The organism is Subdoligranulum sp. DSM 23681, from assembly GCF_057005535.1.
On record NZ_CM168050.1, the window covers coordinates 1,517,564 to 1,533,922 of the forward strand.

Here is a 16,359-nt window from a genome sequence, read left to right on the forward strand (position 1 = left end):
GCCGTGCCTTCCTGCAGGCACTCTCCTGCCCCGGAAGGAACCTCACGGAATACCAAACGAAAACCCCGCATGGCCGCCGGACCTCCCGGCAGGCACTCTCCTGCCCCGGAAGAAACTTCACGGAATACCAAACGAAAACCCCGCATGGCCGCCGGCTCTGCCGACAGGCACATGCGGGGGCTTTTTTTATGGGGTCAGGCCGCGGGGGTCAGGCTCACATCTTCTTGTGGCAGGTGCGGGCGATGACGTCCAGCTGCTGTTCCCGGGTCAGGTCGATGAACTTGACCGCATAGCCGGACACGCGGATGGTGAAGTTGGCGTACTCTTCCTTCTCGGGATGCTCCATGGCGTCCAGCAGCTTCTCGGTGCCGAAGACGTTCACGTTCAGGTGATGGGCACCCTGGTCGAAGTAGCCGTCCAGCACCTGCACCAGGTTGTTGGTGCGCTCGGTCTCGGAATGGCCCAGAGCGTCGGGGTTGATGGTCTGGGTGTTGGAGATGCCGTCCAGCGCCCAGTGATAGGGCAGCTTGGCAACGGAGTTGAGGCTGGCCAGCAGGCCGTGGGTCTCGGCGCCGTAGCTGGGGGTGGCACCCGGGGCGAAGGGGGTGTATTCCTTGCGGCCGTCGGGAGTGGCGCCGGTGGCCTTGCCGTACACCACGTTGGAGGTGATGGTCAGGATGGAGGTGGTGGCCTCGGAGTTGCGGTAGGTGTGGCGGCGCTTCACCTTGTCAATGAAGCTCTTCAGCAGCCAGACGGCAATCTCGTCGGCGCGGTCGTCGTCGTTGCCGTACTTGGGGAAGTCGCCCTCGGTCTCGTAGCCGATGACCAGGCCGGTCTCGTCCCGCACGGTCTTGACCTTGGCGTACTTGATGGCGGAAAGGCTGTCCACCACATGGCTGAATCCCGCAATGCCGGTGGCAAAGGTGCGGCGCACGTCGGTGTCGATGAGGGCCATCTCGGCGGCCTCATAGTAGTACTTGTCGTGCATGTACTGGATCAGGTTCAGTACGTTCACATACAGGCCGGCCAGCCAGTCCATCATCACGTCGTACTTCTTCATGACCTCGTCATAGTCCAGGTACTCGCTGGTGATGGGGGCGTAGTTGGGGCCCACCTGCTCATGCAGCTTCTCGTCCATGCCGCCGTTGATGGCGTACAGCAGGCACTTGGCCAGGTTGGCGCGGGCGCCGAAGAACTGCATCTCCTTGCCGGTCTGGGTGGCGGACACGCAGCAGCAGATGGAATAGTCGTCGCCCCAGACAGGCTTCATCACGTCGTCGTTCTCGTACTGGATGGAGCTGGTCTTGATGGAGATCTCGGAAGCATATTTCTTGAAGTTCTCCGGCAGGGCGGAAGAGTAGAGCACCGTCAGGTTGGGTTCGGGGGCGGGGCCCATGTTCTCCAGGGTATGCAGGAAGCGGTAGCAGGTCTTGGTGACCATGGACCGGCCATCCATGCCGATGCCCGCCACTTCCAGGGTGGCCCACACGGGGTCGCCGCTGAACAGCTGGTTGTAGCTGGGGATGCGGGCAAACTTGACCATGCGGAACTTCATGACCAGATGGTCGATGAGCTCCTGGGCCTGGGTCTCGTTCAGGATGCCCTTGTCCAGGTCCCGCTGGATGTAGATATCCAGGAAGGTGGAGATGCGGCCCACGCTCATGGCGGCGCCGTTCTGGGTCTTGATGGCGGCCAGATAGCCGAAGTACAGCCACTGGACGGCTTCCTTGGCGTCCTTGGCGGGGGCGGAGATGTCGTAGCCGTAGATGGCGGCCATCTCCTTCATCCCCTTCAGGGCGTTGATCTGCAGGGCGATCTCCTCCCGCAGACGGATGACGTCGTCGGTCATGGTGCCGTCGCCGCAGTTGGCAAAGTCCTCCTGCTTGGCGGCGATCAGATGATCGATGCCGTACAGGGCCACACGGCGGTAGTCGCCCACGATGCGGCCGCGGCCGTAGGTGTCGGGCAGGCCGGTGATGATGTGGCTGTGACGGGCCTTCTTCATCTCGGGGGTGTAGGCGTCAAACACCGCCTGGTTGTGGGTGCGGGCATATTTGGTAAAGATCTCGTGCAGCTTCTCACTGGGCTGGTAGCCGTAGGTGGTGCAGGCCTGCTCCGCCATCTTGATGCCGCCGTAGGGCATGAAGGCGCGCTTCAGGGGCTTGTCGGTCTGCAGACCCACGATCTGCTCCAGATCTTTCAGGTCCTCTTTGATGTAGCCGGGGCCGTAGGCGGTCAGGCCGGAGACAACCTCGGTCTCCATGTCCAGCACGCCGTTCTTGGCGCGCTCTTCCTTCTGCAGTTCCTGCAAAGCGCCCCACAGCTTGTTGGTGGCTTCGGTGGGACCGGCCAGGAAGGAAGAATCCCCGTCATAGGGACGGTAGTTCTTCTGGATAAAATCCCGGACGTTGACTTCCTCTTTCCAGATGCGGCCTTCAAAGCCTTCCCACTGGGGATAATTGTACATCGACGGTACCTCCTTATAAAAAGGGAAAAAAGGGTGGTTCCAAACACGCGGGGTGCGCGGTCTGATGGGGTCGCGGTCCCGGGTGCTGTCCTCAGTATACCCCCGGCGGGGGGCCGGGAATGTTGCCGAGGCAACGCAGGCAGGACCTTCCAGCCGGATAGTTAGTTAATGCTAACCATCCGGACCCCTATTTTACCACATTTCCGGGAATTTGCAAGGGGGAAAATCACCCCGGCGCATCCCAAAAATCGTCTGTATACGGTCAAATAGGGGGACAACAAGATGAATTATACAAAATATCTATCTATTCCACAAGGGTCTAGTGCAAAATACGGTAACATTCCACAAGAGAATCGTCAAATTGCCAATATTTTAACAAAAAAATCGTACAACATTCTATGCAATACTACTTTACGAAACGGGAACAAATTTGGTAAAATGAGAGCAAGCAAAAGCGTTCCTGTACCGCAGGGCTGCCCGACAAACGGGCTGCGGCGCGGGGAAACTTTCTCCTGCAAACGGAGTGTACGGGGCCATGGTCTGTCCGTGGGCCCCGTATGCCCGTGTGCGGGTGCTGAATCCAAATTGGTGGGTCTCTAGGCTTTGGCGGCCTTCGGCACACCGAAGTAAACGGAGGAAGAAACATGCCAAGAGCAAAACAGTCCATGGATGGCAACACCGCTGCGGCCCACGTAGCGTATGCGTTCACCGACGTAGCTGCCATCTACCCCATCACCCCCTCCAGCCCGATGGCCGACACCGTTGACCAGTGGAGCGCCGCGGGGCTGAAGAACATCTTCGGCAACCAGGTCAAGGTTGTTGAGATGGAATCCGAGGCCGGTGCGGCCGGCGCCGTGCACGGCTCTCTGGGCACCGGTGCCATCACCACCACCTTCACCGCGTCCCAGGGCCTGCTGCTGATGATCCCCAACATGTACAAGATCGCGGCCGAGGGCCTGCCCTGCGTCTTTGACGTTTCCGCCCGTACCGTCGCGACCCATGCGCTGAACATCTTCGGCGATCACAGCGACGTTTACGCCACCCGCCAGACCGGTTTCGCCATGCTGGCGGAATCCAACCCCCAGGAAGTCATGGACCTGTCCCCCGTGGCGCATCTGTCCGCCATTGAGGGCCGCGTTCCCTTCGTGAACTTCTTCGACGGCTTCCGTACTTCCCACGAGATCCAGAAGATCGAAAAGTGGGACTATGAGGATCTGAAGGAAATGTGCAACATGAAGGCTGTGGAGGAATTCCGCGCCGCTGCACTGAACCCCGAGCATCCCAAGACCCGCGGCAGCCATGAAAACGGCGATATCTTCTTCCAGCATCGTGAGGCCTGCAACAGCGCTTACAATGCCCTGCCCGCCGTTGTGAAGAAGTACATGGACAAGATCAACGCCAAGATCGGCACCAACTACGATCTGTTCAACTACTACGGCGCCGAGGACGCTGACCGCGTCATCATCGCCATGGGCTCCATCTGCGACGTGGCCGAGGAAGTCATCGACTACCTGACCGCCAAGGGTGAGAAGGTCGGCCTGGTTCTGGTCCGCCTGTATCGTCCCTGGGTCTCCGAAGCCCTGCTGAAGGTCCTGCCCAAGACCGTCAAGAAGATCGCCGTTCTGGACCGCACCAAGGAGCCCGGCTCCCTGGGCGAGCCCCTGTACCTGGATGTGGCCGCCACTCTGCGTGAGGCCGGCCTGAACGACATCGTCCTGACCGGCGGCCGTTACGGCCTGGGCTCCAAGGACACCCCGCCGTCCAGCGTCTTTGCCGTGTACAAGGAACTGGAGAAGGATGCCCCCAAGGCCCGCTTCACCATCGGCATCGTGGACGACGTCACCAACCTGAGCCTGCCCGAAGTCAAGCCCGCTCCCATCACCTCCGCTCCCGGCACCAAGGAGTGCAAGTTCTGGGGCCTGGGCGGCGACGGCACTGTCGGCGCCAACAAGAACTCCACCAAGATCATCGGCGACCATACCGACAAGTACATTCAGGCGTACTTCCAGTATGACTCCAAGAAGACCGGCGGCGTGACCATCAGCCACCTGCGTTTCGGCGACAAGCCCATCCGCAGCCCCTACTACATCAACCAGGCTGACTTCGTTGCCTGCCACAACCCCGCCTACATCCACATGGGCATGAAGATGGTCCAGGATGTCAAGCCGGGCGGCGTGTTCATGATCAACTGCCAGTGGTCCGATGAGGAACTGGGCCAGCACCTGAACGCTGCCGACAAGAAGTACATCGCTGACAACAACATCCAGCTGTACACCATCAACGCCATCGACAAGGCCATCGAGATCGGCATGGGCAAGCGCACCAACACCATCCTGCAGTCTGCCTTCTTCAAGCTGGCCGACGTCATGCCCATCGACGAAGCCGTCGAGTACATGAAGGCCGCCGCCAAGAAGAGCTACGGCAAGAAGGGCGACGCCGTTGTCCAGATGAACTGGAAGGCCATCGACGCCGGCGTGGACGCTGTCCACAAGGTCGAGGTCCCCGCTTCCTGGTCCAACCCCGAGCCGGACGCTCCCGCCAAGGAGCTGAAGGGTCCCGCGCCGCTGGTCAAGATGGTCCGCGACGTCATGGAGCCTGTCTCCCGTATGGACGGCGACAGCCTGCCTGTTTCCGCCTTTGCGCATAACCCCAACGGCGAATGGGAACTGGGCGCCTCCGCTTACGAGAAGCGCGGCACCGCTGTTATGGTCCCCGAATGGGATGCCGGCAAGTGCATTCAGTGCAACAACTGCGCCTTCGTCTGCTCTCATGCCACCATCCGTCCCTTCTGCCTGACCGCCGACGAACTGGCTGCCGCTCCGGCCAGCCTGAAGAGCGCCGACACCAAGCCGAAGGCCAGCGAGTACAAGTTCACCATCGCTGTGTCTCCGCTGGACTGCATGGGCTGCGGCGAGTGCGTCACCGTCTGCCCCACCAAGGCCATCGAGATGAAGCCGCAGGAATCCCAGGCCGACCAGCAGGCTGCCTTCGATTACTGCGTCGAGAACATCCGCAAGAAGGACAATGTCCCCGGCGTTGTTTCCGAGATCTCCGTCAAGGGTTCTCAGTTCAACCAGCCGCTGCTTGAGTTCTCCGGCTCCTGCGCTGGCTGCGCCGAGACCTCTTATGCCCGCCTGATCACCCAGCTGTTCGGCGAGAAGATGTTCATCTCCAACGCCACCGGCTGCTCCTCCATCTGGGGTGGTACCGCTTCTGTCAGCCCGTACACCACCAACAAGGAAAGCGGCTGCGGCCCCGCCTGGAACAACTCCCTGTTCGAGGATAACGCCGAGCACGGCCTGGGCATGCAGATCGGCTACGAGACCATCCGCGCCAACCTGATCAACAAGGTTGTTGCTCTGAAGGGCAAGAACGCTGATCTGGACGCCACCATCGACAAGTTCCTGGAAACCAAGAACAACACCAAGGCCAACGACGCTCCTGCCAAGGCCCTGATCGCTGCTCTGGAAGCCTGCGGCTGCGATGAGGCCAAGGAGATCCTGAAGGACAAGCAGTATCTGGCCAAGAAGAGCTTCTGGATCTTCGGCGGCGACGGCTGGGCTTACGATATCGGCTACGGCGGCCTGGATCACGTCCTGGCTTCCGGCCACGATGTCAACGTCATGGTCTTCGACACCGAGATGTACTCCAACACCGGCGGACAGGCCTCCAAGGCTTCCAACATCGGCGAAGTCTGCCAGTTCGCTGCTGCCGGTAAGGAAGTCAGCAAGAAGAGCCTGGCCGAGATCTGCATGACCTACGGCTACATCTATGTGGCTCAGATCGCTCTGGGCGCCAACATGGCCCAGGCTGTCAAGGCCATTGCCGAGGCTGAGGCTTATCCCGGCCCGTCCATCATCATCGGCTATGCTCCCTGCGAACTGCACGGCATCAAGGGCGGCATGACCAACTGCCAGAACGAGATGAAGAAGGCCGTCGAGTCCGGCTACTGGAACCTGTTCACCTTCAACCCCGCTCTGAAGGCCGAGGGCAAGAACCCCTTCACCCTGACCTCCAAGGCTGGCAAGATGGAAGTGTATCAGGACTTCCTGGCCAACGAGACCCGTTACAGCCGTCTGTCCCGTGCCTTCCCCGACCGCGCCAAGGATCTGTTCGAAAAGAACCAGAAGGCCGCCGAGGATCGTTACGAGCACCTGACCAAGCTGGTCGAACTGTACAAGTAAGACCTGCGCAGTCTGGTAAAGCTGCATAAATAAGACACCCCCGCTTTGTCGGAAACGACAGGGCGGGGGTGTTTTTTTTGCCTCCCCTGTGTAAGGGGAGGTGCCGCGCAGCGGCGGAGGGGTTGTAAGCCTTTTCTTGCTTCTTGTTTCCTGGCAAGCGGGTGCTTGCCGGGTGGTCCTTCCTTTTCGTGCCCGAAAAGGAAGCGAAAAGGGCCCGCCGTTCCGATGCGGCGGCCGCCGGCTGGGGCTGCGGCCCCAGACCCCGAGATGCGGCCACCTTACGACGGCCTATTCACCGGCCTGGGGGCCGGTGAACAAGGAAGGGATTTAAAACCATTTCCCAGTGACGGGTGCAGACAGGAAGCATTCGGTAAGGTTGTACCTAGTCCGGTTGTGCTCTCCCGCTTTACCAGCGGCCTTCTGGTTATGCCATTAAAATCCATTCCTTGCTCAGGCCCCCCAGGGCCTGAGTAGGCCGTCGTCAGGTGGCCGCACTCCCCGGGTCCAGGGCCGCAGCCCTGGTCGGCGTCCACCGCCTCGAAACGGTGGCGGTTTGCCCCGCAGGGGCAAGCAACGCGCAGCGTTGTTTCCGAAATTGGCGGCCGCGTTCAGCGGCAATCTAGAGGTTGCTACCTAAATTTACGGCGCCAAAAAGGAACAACTCCCCCGCAAGCACCCGCTTGCCGATAAAACAACAACACTACGGTGGCACTTTTTCGCTTCCTTTTCGGGCACGAAAAGGAAGGACTATCCGGCTGCCAGCCGTCAGCCTTCGCAAGCTTCCGCTTGCCGAAACACGGCAGACTGCCATCTGCCAAAAAGCGCCAACCCAACAGCTGCCAGCCGTCTCCCCTTTTCATAAAATATACACTTGCAACCCCCGCCAAATCTGGTATAATAATAGGTTGTCGAACCATCGTGCAATTTTTTATCATTTAGCCAAAAAAGGAAGTATCTATGCAAAATTTTTGTAAAATCATGCGCAGCAAACGGTTCTGGCTGGGCACGGTGCTCCCCTTCGTTCTGGCCCTGGCCGCCGCGTTTGTGGCACGGTATCAGCTGGAAATTTCCGATGGCGTCACCCCCGACTACATGGCCGGACAGTGGCCGCTGTATGCGCCCCTCAACGCCCTTACCGCTTTCTGCCTGACCCTGGTCCTCTTCGCCTTCATCGGGCGGTGGAGTCTGGCCACCGGCATTTCCGGGGCGGTGTTCACCCTGCTGGCCATCGTGAACTACTACACCCGGGACCTGCACGGCACCGCCCTTATGCCCCAGGACGTCCTGAACATCGGCACCGCCGCCGCCGTCATGGGCAGCTACACCCTGCGCATCACCAAAACGGTGCTCACCATCGTGGGGCTGTACATTCCGGTGCTGGCCGCCGCGGTGGCCCAGCATTTCCTGGCCTACGGCCGAGGCAAGGCCCCCAGGATCCACTGGAAACAGCGCTTGTCACGCTGGGCCGGGTGTTTCGTGGGCATCTTCCTCATCCTGTATGTGGGATATTTTGCCCCCTTCGCCGTCAAGCCCAAGCAGACCTACGGCTGGGCCTGGCAGCTCACCTATTATAAATACGGCTACCTGGCCGGCACCATCGAATCCGCGGGCCTGCTCATGAACCCCATCGTCCAGCCGGACAACTACTCCGATGAAGCCGCCGAGACGGCCGCCGCCAAGGCCCAGGACTACACCCCCGAAGTGGCCACCGTCTCCGAGCAGGAATACCCGGACATCGTGCTGATTCTGTCCGAGAGCTTCTACGACTTCGACCTGGTCACCGACCTGCAGGCGGACACCGAGATCATGCCGGTGACCAAGAACCTGGAAAACAGCATCTACGGCCACACCGTCTCCCCCCAGGTGGGCGGCGGCACCAACTCCAGCGAGTACGAGATGCTCACCTCCAACTCCCTCATGCTCATGCCCAGCATCACCCCCTTCAACTGGCTGAACCTTTACGGCGCCGACAGTGTGGTGTCTTACCTGGAAGACCTGGGCTACGCCACCATGGCCGCCCACCCCTACACCAACCTGAACTACCGCCGCAACAGTGCATGGCTGGCCCTGGGCTTTGACAACGTCTATTTCCAGGACAGCTTCCCCACCCAGGAATATTACGGCAACCGTCCCTACCAGACCGACAGCGCCACCTACCGGGACCTGGAAGCCATGTATGAGTCCATGCCGGAGGACCAGCCCCGGTTCACCTTCCTGGTGAGCATCCAGAGCCACGGCGACTACGACATGAACGAGCCGGAACTGGACGTGGTCCACGCTGCCACCGACTACGGCGAGTACGACGAGGTCATGGACGAGTACCTCTCCTGCATGAAAAAGACCGACGAGGCCTTCGGCGAGCTGATGGACTACTTCACCCAGGTGTATGAGCAGACCGGCCGCAAGGTCATTGTGGCCATGGCCGGGGACCATGCCCCCAGCTTCGTGGACCATGTGGCGGACAAGACCATCGCGGCGGAGAACGACCTGCAGGTGCTGGAACGCAGCACCCCCTTCATCATCTGGGCCAACTACCCGTTGGAGAACGCGGGCCAGACCAACGACCGCGACCCCCTGAACCGGATGGACCTGTGCATGTTCGTGCCCACGGTGGCCGAGCAGGCAGGCCTGCCCCTGACCGACTATTACAAGTATCTGCTGGCCATGCAGGAGAACGTGACCCTGATGACCGCCGGCAACGACTACATGGACGCCGGCGGCGTGACCCATGTGTACGGCGAGAACCAGACCAACGACGACTGGGTCCACGGCTACTTTGCCCTGGAATACAACAATATTGGCACCCATGCCAAAAAGAATGATACCTTGTTCCGTCTGAACGGGTGATTATTTGACTCCCCTGCCCTGTTTTGGGCGGGGGAGTTTTTTTGGCAGACGGGCGTCTGCCGGGGTGTTGTCGCTTTTTGGCAAGCGGGAGCTTGCCGGATAGTTGTTCCTTTTTGGCGTCAAAAAGGAACCGAAAAACCGCCACCGTTTCGAGGCGGTGGACGCCGACCAGGGCTGCGGCCCTGGACCCGGGGAGTGCGGCCACCTTACGACGGCCTACTCAGGCCCTGGGGGGCCTGAGCAAGGAAAATTTTTTAAAATCCGTACGGGAAAGCCGCGGCCAACCCATAGCCTGCCATTAGCAGCATCTTGCGGGAAATGGTATTAAATCCCTTCCTTGTTCACCGGCCCCCAGGCCGGTGAATAGGCCGTCGTCAGGTGGCCGCATCTCGGGGTCTGGGGCCGCAGCCCCAGCCGGCGGCCGCCGCATCGGAACGGCGGGCCCTTTTCGCTTCCTTTTCGGGCACGAAAAGGAAGGAGTATGCGGCAGACTGCCGCTTGCCAAGAAGCCAGAAGCAAACCAACCCCCTGTCGCCCCTTCGGGGCCCCCGAAGTCCTTTCCCCCACCTCCCAAATGTGCTATAATAAATCCCATCCACCCCAAACCAACCACCCGGCCTTCCCGGCCGTACCCATACAGGAGGAAATTCCATGAAGATCCCTTCCAAAGGCTTTACCCACGGCGGCAAATTCCATGCCGACGACGTTTTTTCCACCGCCCTGCTGCGCATCGTCCGCCCGGACATCCAGATCACCCGGGGATTCGCCGTGCCGGATGATTTCGACGGCATCGTTTTCGATATCGGCGGCGGCATGTTCGACCATCACAGCGAACCCCGGGACACCCGTCCCAACGGGGTGCCCTACGCCGCCTTCGGCCTGCTGTGGCGGGTGCTGGGCCCCGGCCTGGTGGGGGAACACCAGGCCCGCCTGCTGGATGAAAACTTCGTCCAGCCCCTGGACCTGAACGACAACACCGGGGAACAGAATTCCCTGGCCGACGCCATCGGCTCCTTCAACCCCCTGTGGGACTCCAAGGACGACCCGGACCAGTGCTTCTGGCGGGCGGTGGCGGTGGCCGACCAGATCCTGCGCAACGAGATCGCCGCCGCCAACGCCGTCAACCGGGCGGACGAGACGGTCCAGCGTGCCTGGAAAGCCTCCAAGGACGGCATTGTGGTCCTGCCCGCCTACATGCCCTGGAAAAACGGCCTGTACAAGACCGACGCCATCTTTGTGGTGTATCCCAGCCAGCGGGGCGGCTACAGCGCCCAGTGCGTCACCGACTACAAGACCCGCCGCAGCAAGGTCCCCTTCCCTCCCGCCTGGGCCGGCCAGCCCGAGAATGTCCTGCGGGAGCGCAGCGGCCTGGGGCTGCGGTTCTGCCATCCCAGCCGGTTCCTCATCACCGCCGATGACAAGGACCAGGCCATTGAAGCCTGCCGCCGCGCCCTGCGCGCCGCCGGAAAGCCGGTGAGCCAGTGACCAGCCCCTATCTTCACGAGGACCCGCCCCGGGGCTTTGCTCCCAGCACCGCCGACCAGCGGGCGGAGGACGCCCCCACCGCCTGGGTCTACATGGTCCGCTGCGCCGACGGCAGCCTGTATTCCGGCTGGACCAATGACCTGGCCCGCCGCCTGCGCCACCACGCCGGGGGCACCGGCGCCCGGTACACCCGCATGAAGGGCGGGGCGAAGCTGGCCTACGCCCAGCGCTGCGCCGACAAGAGCGAGGCCCTGCGCCGGGAAGCGGCGCTGAAAAAGCTCTCCCGCCCCGAAAAGGAGGCCCTGGCCGATGCCTGGGCCGCCCAGCACAAAATCACCGTCCGGCTGGCCGATGAATCCGACGCCGAAGCCGTGGTGGACCTGTACAACTGGTACGTCACCCACTCCACCGCCACCTTCCAGTATGAGCTGTCCACGGTGGAGGAGATGCGGGAAAACATCCGGGGCGTGCTGCAGCGGGCCCCCTTCCTGGTGGCGGAGGACGCCACCGGCCGCCTGTGCGGCTATGCCTGCGCCCATCCCCTGCACCCCCGGGCCGCCTACGGCTGGTGCGTGGAAACCACCATCTACTGCGCCCCCGACTGCATGGGCCAGGGGGTGGGGGGCAAACTCTACCGTCCCCTGCTGGCCATGCTCCAGGCCCAGGGCTACCGGGAAGCCGCCGCCCTGGTCACCCACCCCAACCCGGAAAGCGAAGCCTTCCACAAGGCCCTGGGCTTTTTCAAGGCCGGCACCCAGCCCCGGTCCGGGTACAAGTTCGGCCGCTGGCTGGACGTGCAGACCTGGTGGCTGCATCTGGCGGAGGAATCCGACAGGGGAGAGCCCGCCCCCGTGCGCCTGGGTCTGACCCGAGCGGAAGTGGATGCCATTTTGGAGAAAACGCAATAAGAGACGCCCCGTTTCCGGCAGGATTTTACACATTCTGTCGGAAACGGGCGTTGTAATTTCACGGGCAAAATGGTAGTATTAACTTATATACAGGAAGCCTGCGGGCGGTCCCCGGCCGCCCTGCCCCCAGAAATAAAAAAGAGGACTGTTATGGAAAAGGACCGTAAAACCGTGCACCGCCGCCCCACCCGGACCGGTGCCCCGCAAAATCCCCCGCGCCCGCCCCGCCGCTCTTCCGGCGGCCAGCGCCGCCGCGCGGTGCTGCTGTGTGCTGTCTGCGTGCTGGCCGTCATCCTGACCATCGTCATCGTGGTGCTGGCCGGCCGGGACCGGGGTCCCAAGGAACCCGCCGTGCCCGATGTGGGCAATGCCGCCGGCGCCTGGGCCAAGAACGAAAACGGCTTTTACTTCAATGATGCGGGCCAGGTCATCCTGCCCGCGGTGAAAAAGGGCATCGACGTGTCCAAATACCAGGGCGAGGTGGACTGGGAGAAAGCCCAGGCCGCCGGCATCGACTTTGCCATCCTGCGCTGCGGTTTCGGCAGCGAGTGGAACGGGGAAGGGGAGTATGCCCAGGACGACGAGTATTGGGAGCGCAACGCCGACGAGTGCACCCGGCTGGGCATTCCCTTCGGGGCGTACCTCTACTCCTACGCCACCACCGAGGAACAGGCCCGCAGCGAAGCCGACCATGTGGCCCGTCTGCTGGGCCTGAAAGCCCCCGACCACGAGGGCCTGACCGACTACACCTCCAAGCCCTACAAGCTGGATTACCCCGTTTACTACGACCTGGAGGACAAGGCCATCACCGGCCTGTTCCCCGACGAGATGGCCAAACTCACCGCCGCCTTCTTCGACCAGCTGGAAAAATGGGGCTACACCGGGGAACAGGGGGTCTATGCCTCCCTGAACTGGACCCGGGGCCGCCTGATGGACGCGGGCTTTGATGAATGGCGGGACAATTTCTGGATCGCCCGCTTCAGCTCCGACCTGGGCTACACCGGCCCCTACACCATGTGGCAGGCCAGCTACACCGAACCAGGCGAGACCTACGGGGTGCAGAGCGAGACGGTGGACATCGACTTTGTGATGGAGGAACTGCTGCTCACCGGCATCACCGACGCCAAGGCCGCCGCGGCCCAGCCCAGCTTCACCAACGATACCTATACCAATGAACTGTGGCTGGGGGCCGCCAAGGACAAGGTCACCCTGACCACCGATGAAGTCACCGAGGAGGAGGGGGGCCAGCGGGTCTTCTGGACTTCCAGCGACGAGAACGTGGCCACCGTGAACAAGAAGGGCGTGGTCACTGCCAAGGGGGACGGCAGCTGTACCGTCACCGCCACCCTGGCCGACGGCCGTCAGTCCGCCGCCGTCACCGTGCGGGTGGGGCAGGTGACCGTGCCCGTCTACGCCACCGGCAACCTGCGGGGCGTCACCGACAACGGCACCGTCACCCTGGCCGACGTGGCCGCCCTGGCTTCGGGGCAGGACGCCATCCTGCTGGACGCCGGGGGCAGTGTGCAGGGCACCGCCAACACCAGCCTGACCGGCGGCATGGACATGACCTCCTCCTTTGCGGCGGCGGGGTATGACCTGCAGTCTTTCGACGGGGCGGACCTGGCCTTCGGACCCGAACGGCTGCTGGATGACGTGGTCACCGCCAACGGCCCCTCCCTGGCCGCCAACCTGCGCGGCACCGAGGGCGCACCTCTGTTCTACCGCTCCACCTGCTGGAGCCGCAACCGCATCTCCAACGGCATGAACTACACGGTGCAGCGGGCGGGCAAGACCATCGGGTTCTTCTCCCTGGCTTCCACCGGCAACTACGCCCACGCCGCCGGCATGTCCGCCGACGACCTGGCCCAGACGGCCTCCGAGCAGGTGGCCGCCCTGAAGGCCGCCGGCGCCCAGGCCATCCTCTGCATCGCCGGACCGGATACCGACCTGACCCCCATCCTGAATGACCTGAAGACCCTGGGGGTGAACGCGGTCATCAGTGCGAACGCCGCCGAAACCGACGCCTCCGGCAGCCTGCCGGTCATCGCCGTGAACAGCGGCCTGGACAGCGTGGGCAGTCTGGAACTGGTATTTGACGCCCGGGGCGGTGTGAGCGTGCAAAACGCCGCCACCCTGCCCGCCGCCACCCTGCAGGCCAACCGGGAGAGCCTCCCGGAGGAGGCCCGCACCGTCTACGATTCCACCACCCAAAGCCTGTCCCAGCTGGCGGCAGGGGACACCGAGGTGGCGGGGCAGACCCTCTTCACCTTTGAGGAAGGCAAAAAGACTATCTCCTTCGGCAACTATGTGGCGGAGGTCTGGCTGGCCTATGCCGACGGGGACAAGGACAACTGGCAGAGCCTGGAAGAAGGTCTGGCCGACCTGCCCCTCACCGCCGTGGCCGGGGGCGTGACCCAGCCGGACTACGGGGATATCACCCGGGGCACCCTGCTGAACAGCCTGCCTTCCGGGCAGCGGGTGCAGCTGGTCAGGACCACCGCCGAAGCGGTGGCCCAGCTGCTGGACAGCGGCACCGTCACCCAGACCTACGCCGACAGCCTGGTGGGCTATGAGGCGGAAGGGGACGCCCTGCTCATCACCGACACCGGGACCCTGCGCACCCTCAGCGACCAGAATTACACCGTCCTGCGGGATTACGGGGACGCGTTCTGGGATGTGCGGATGAACATCAACGACCGCACCAACAACTTTGCCGATCCGTTCGTGCTGCCCGACGCCCCCGCCTACGGGGCGGGCCGGGTGAGCTGAACGCCGAATATTCCGACACACGCCACTGCGGAAAGGAAGGGAACACCATGAAACTGACCTTTTTGGGCGCCGACCGGGAGGTGACCGGCAGCTGTACTTTGCTGGAGACCGGCGGGCACAAACTTCTCATCGACTGCGGCATGGAGCAGGGGAAGGACACCTACGAGAACGCCGACCTGCCCTGTGCCCCGGGGGAGATCGACGCGGTGCTGCTGACCCACGCCCACATCGACCACTCCGGGCGGATCCCCTACCTGTACAAGAACGGCTACAAGGGGCCCATCTACTCCACCGACGCCACCATGGACCTGTGCGGCATCATGCTGGAGGATTCGGCCCACATCCAGGAGCAGGAAGCGGAGTGGAAGAACCGCAAGGCCCAGCGCAGCGGCCGGGACCTCATCGAACCGGACTACACGGTGGAGGACGCCCTGGCGGTGATGGCCCAGTTCAGGGCCCAGCCCTACGGCAAGCGGGTGCCCATTGTAGACGGGGTGAAAGCCTGCTTCACCGACGTGGGGCACCTGTTGGGCAGCGCCTCCATCAGCCTGTATGTCACCGAGAACGGCAGCACCGAGACCATCGTCTTTTCCGGGGACATCGGCAACCTGAACCAGCCCCTGCTGCGGGACCCCCAGTACCTGACCGATGCCGACTATGTGGTGATGGAATCCACCTATGCCGGACGCAGCCACGGGCCCAAGCCGGACTATGTGGGGGAGCTGACCGCCATTCTGCAGCGGACCTTTGACCGGGGCGGCAACGTGGTCATTCCCAGCTTTGCGGTGGGCCGCACCCAGGAGATGCTCTATTTCCTCCGCCAGATCAAGGAGGAGGGGCGGATCAAGCACCACGATGGGTTTGAAGTCTATGTGGACAGTCCCCTGGCCAGCAAATCCACCACCATTTTCCGGGAAAACTATTCCGAGTGTTACGACGAGGAAGCCCTGGCCCTGGTGCGCCGGGGAGAAAACCCCCTGCAGTTCCCCAACCTGCGCATCAGCGAGACCAAGGAGGACTCGGTGGCCATCAACGCCGACCCCAACCCCAAGGTCATCATCTCGGCCTCCGGCATGTGCGACGCCGGACGCATCCGCCACCATCTCAAGCACAACCTCTGGCGGGAGGAATGCACCATCCTGTTCGTGGGGTACCAGGCGGGCGGGTCGCTGGGCCGGGCCCTGCTGGAAGGCATCGACGAGGTGAAGCTCTTCGGCGAGACGGTGCAGGTCAATGCGGAGATCGCCCAGATGTCGGGCATGTCCGGCCACGCCGACCACGAAGGGCTGCTGCGCTGGATCCACAGCTTTGCCCCCAAACCGGGGTTTGTGTTCGTGAACCACGGCGAGGACGCCGCCTGTGCGGATTTTGCCAAGGCCCTGCAGCTGGAAGGCTACGCCGCCGAAGCCCCCTACAACGGCAGCGAGTATCTGCTGGGCGGGGGACAGGTGCACTGTGTGGCCCCCGGCAACCGGGAAAAGATCCTGCCCAAGGAGCCCGGAGCCTCCACCGCCCCCGAAGGCTACAAGTCCCGCCGTGCGGCGGCCGCCTACGAGCGCCTGGTCAACATGGGCAAGCGGCTCATGGTGGTCATCGAGCACAACCGGGGCGGCGCCAACAAGGACCTGGCCCGGTTTGCCAGTCAGATCGCCTCGCTGTGTGACAAGTGGGACCGGTAAAGATTCCCCTGTGCAAGGGG

General features: G+C 62.6%; 7 protein-coding genes. 6 read left to right on the top strand and 1 reads right to left on the bottom strand.

Going from position 1 to position 16,359, the window contains the following annotated elements; translation table 11 throughout:
• Positions 1 to 214: 214 nt before the first annotated feature.
• Positions 215 to 2,467 (bottom strand): formate C-acetyltransferase, encoded by a 2,253-nt coding sequence (gene pflB, locus AC127K_RS07070; protein ID WP_483722119.1) that lies wholly within the window; start codon positions 2,465 to 2,467, stop codon positions 215 to 217.
• Positions 2,468 to 3,111: 644 nt separating this feature from the next.
• Here pflB and nifJ point away from each other — a divergent pair.
• The 6 genes from nifJ (at position 3,112) to AC127K_RS07100 (ending at position 16,339) form a co-directional block, all read left to right on the top strand.
• The gene (gene nifJ / locus AC127K_RS07075; protein WP_483722120.1) at positions 3,112 to 6,651 is read left to right on the top strand and encodes a pyruvate:ferredoxin (flavodoxin) oxidoreductase; all 3,540 of its coding nucleotides are present in this window, start codon (positions 3,112 to 3,114) and stop codon (positions 6,649 to 6,651) included.
• 957 nt (positions 6,652 to 7,608) lie between these two features.
• The gene (locus tag AC127K_RS07080) at positions 7,609 to 9,498 is read left to right on the top strand and encodes an LTA synthase family protein (RefSeq protein ID WP_483722121.1); all 1,890 of its coding nucleotides are present in this window, start codon (positions 7,609 to 7,611) and stop codon (positions 9,496 to 9,498) included.
• A gap of 651 nt (positions 9,499 to 10,149) precedes the next feature.
• Positions 10,150 to 10,983 (top strand): MYG1 family protein, encoded by an 834-nt coding sequence (locus AC127K_RS07085; RefSeq protein WP_294542705.1) that lies wholly within the window; start codon positions 10,150 to 10,152, stop codon positions 10,981 to 10,983.
• The gene (locus tag AC127K_RS07090; RefSeq protein ID WP_483722122.1) at positions 10,980 to 11,891 is read left to right on the top strand and encodes a GNAT family N-acetyltransferase; all 912 of its coding nucleotides are present in this window, start codon (positions 10,980 to 10,982) and stop codon (positions 11,889 to 11,891) included. Before AC127K_RS07085 ends, AC127K_RS07090 begins: the two co-directional genes overlap by 4 nt.
• Before the next feature lie 150 nt (positions 11,892 to 12,041).
• On the top strand, positions 12,042 to 14,660 hold the full coding sequence (locus AC127K_RS07095) for a GH25 family lysozyme (protein WP_483722124.1): 2,619 nt from the start codon (positions 12,042 to 12,044) through the stop codon (positions 14,658 to 14,660).
• Between the two features lie 47 nt (positions 14,661 to 14,707).
• On the top strand, positions 14,708 to 16,339 hold the full coding sequence (locus tag AC127K_RS07100; RefSeq protein ID WP_483722125.1) for an MBL fold metallo-hydrolase RNA specificity domain-containing protein: 1,632 nt from the start codon (positions 14,708 to 14,710) through the stop codon (positions 16,337 to 16,339).
• Positions 16,340 to 16,359 lie beyond the last annotated feature (20 nt).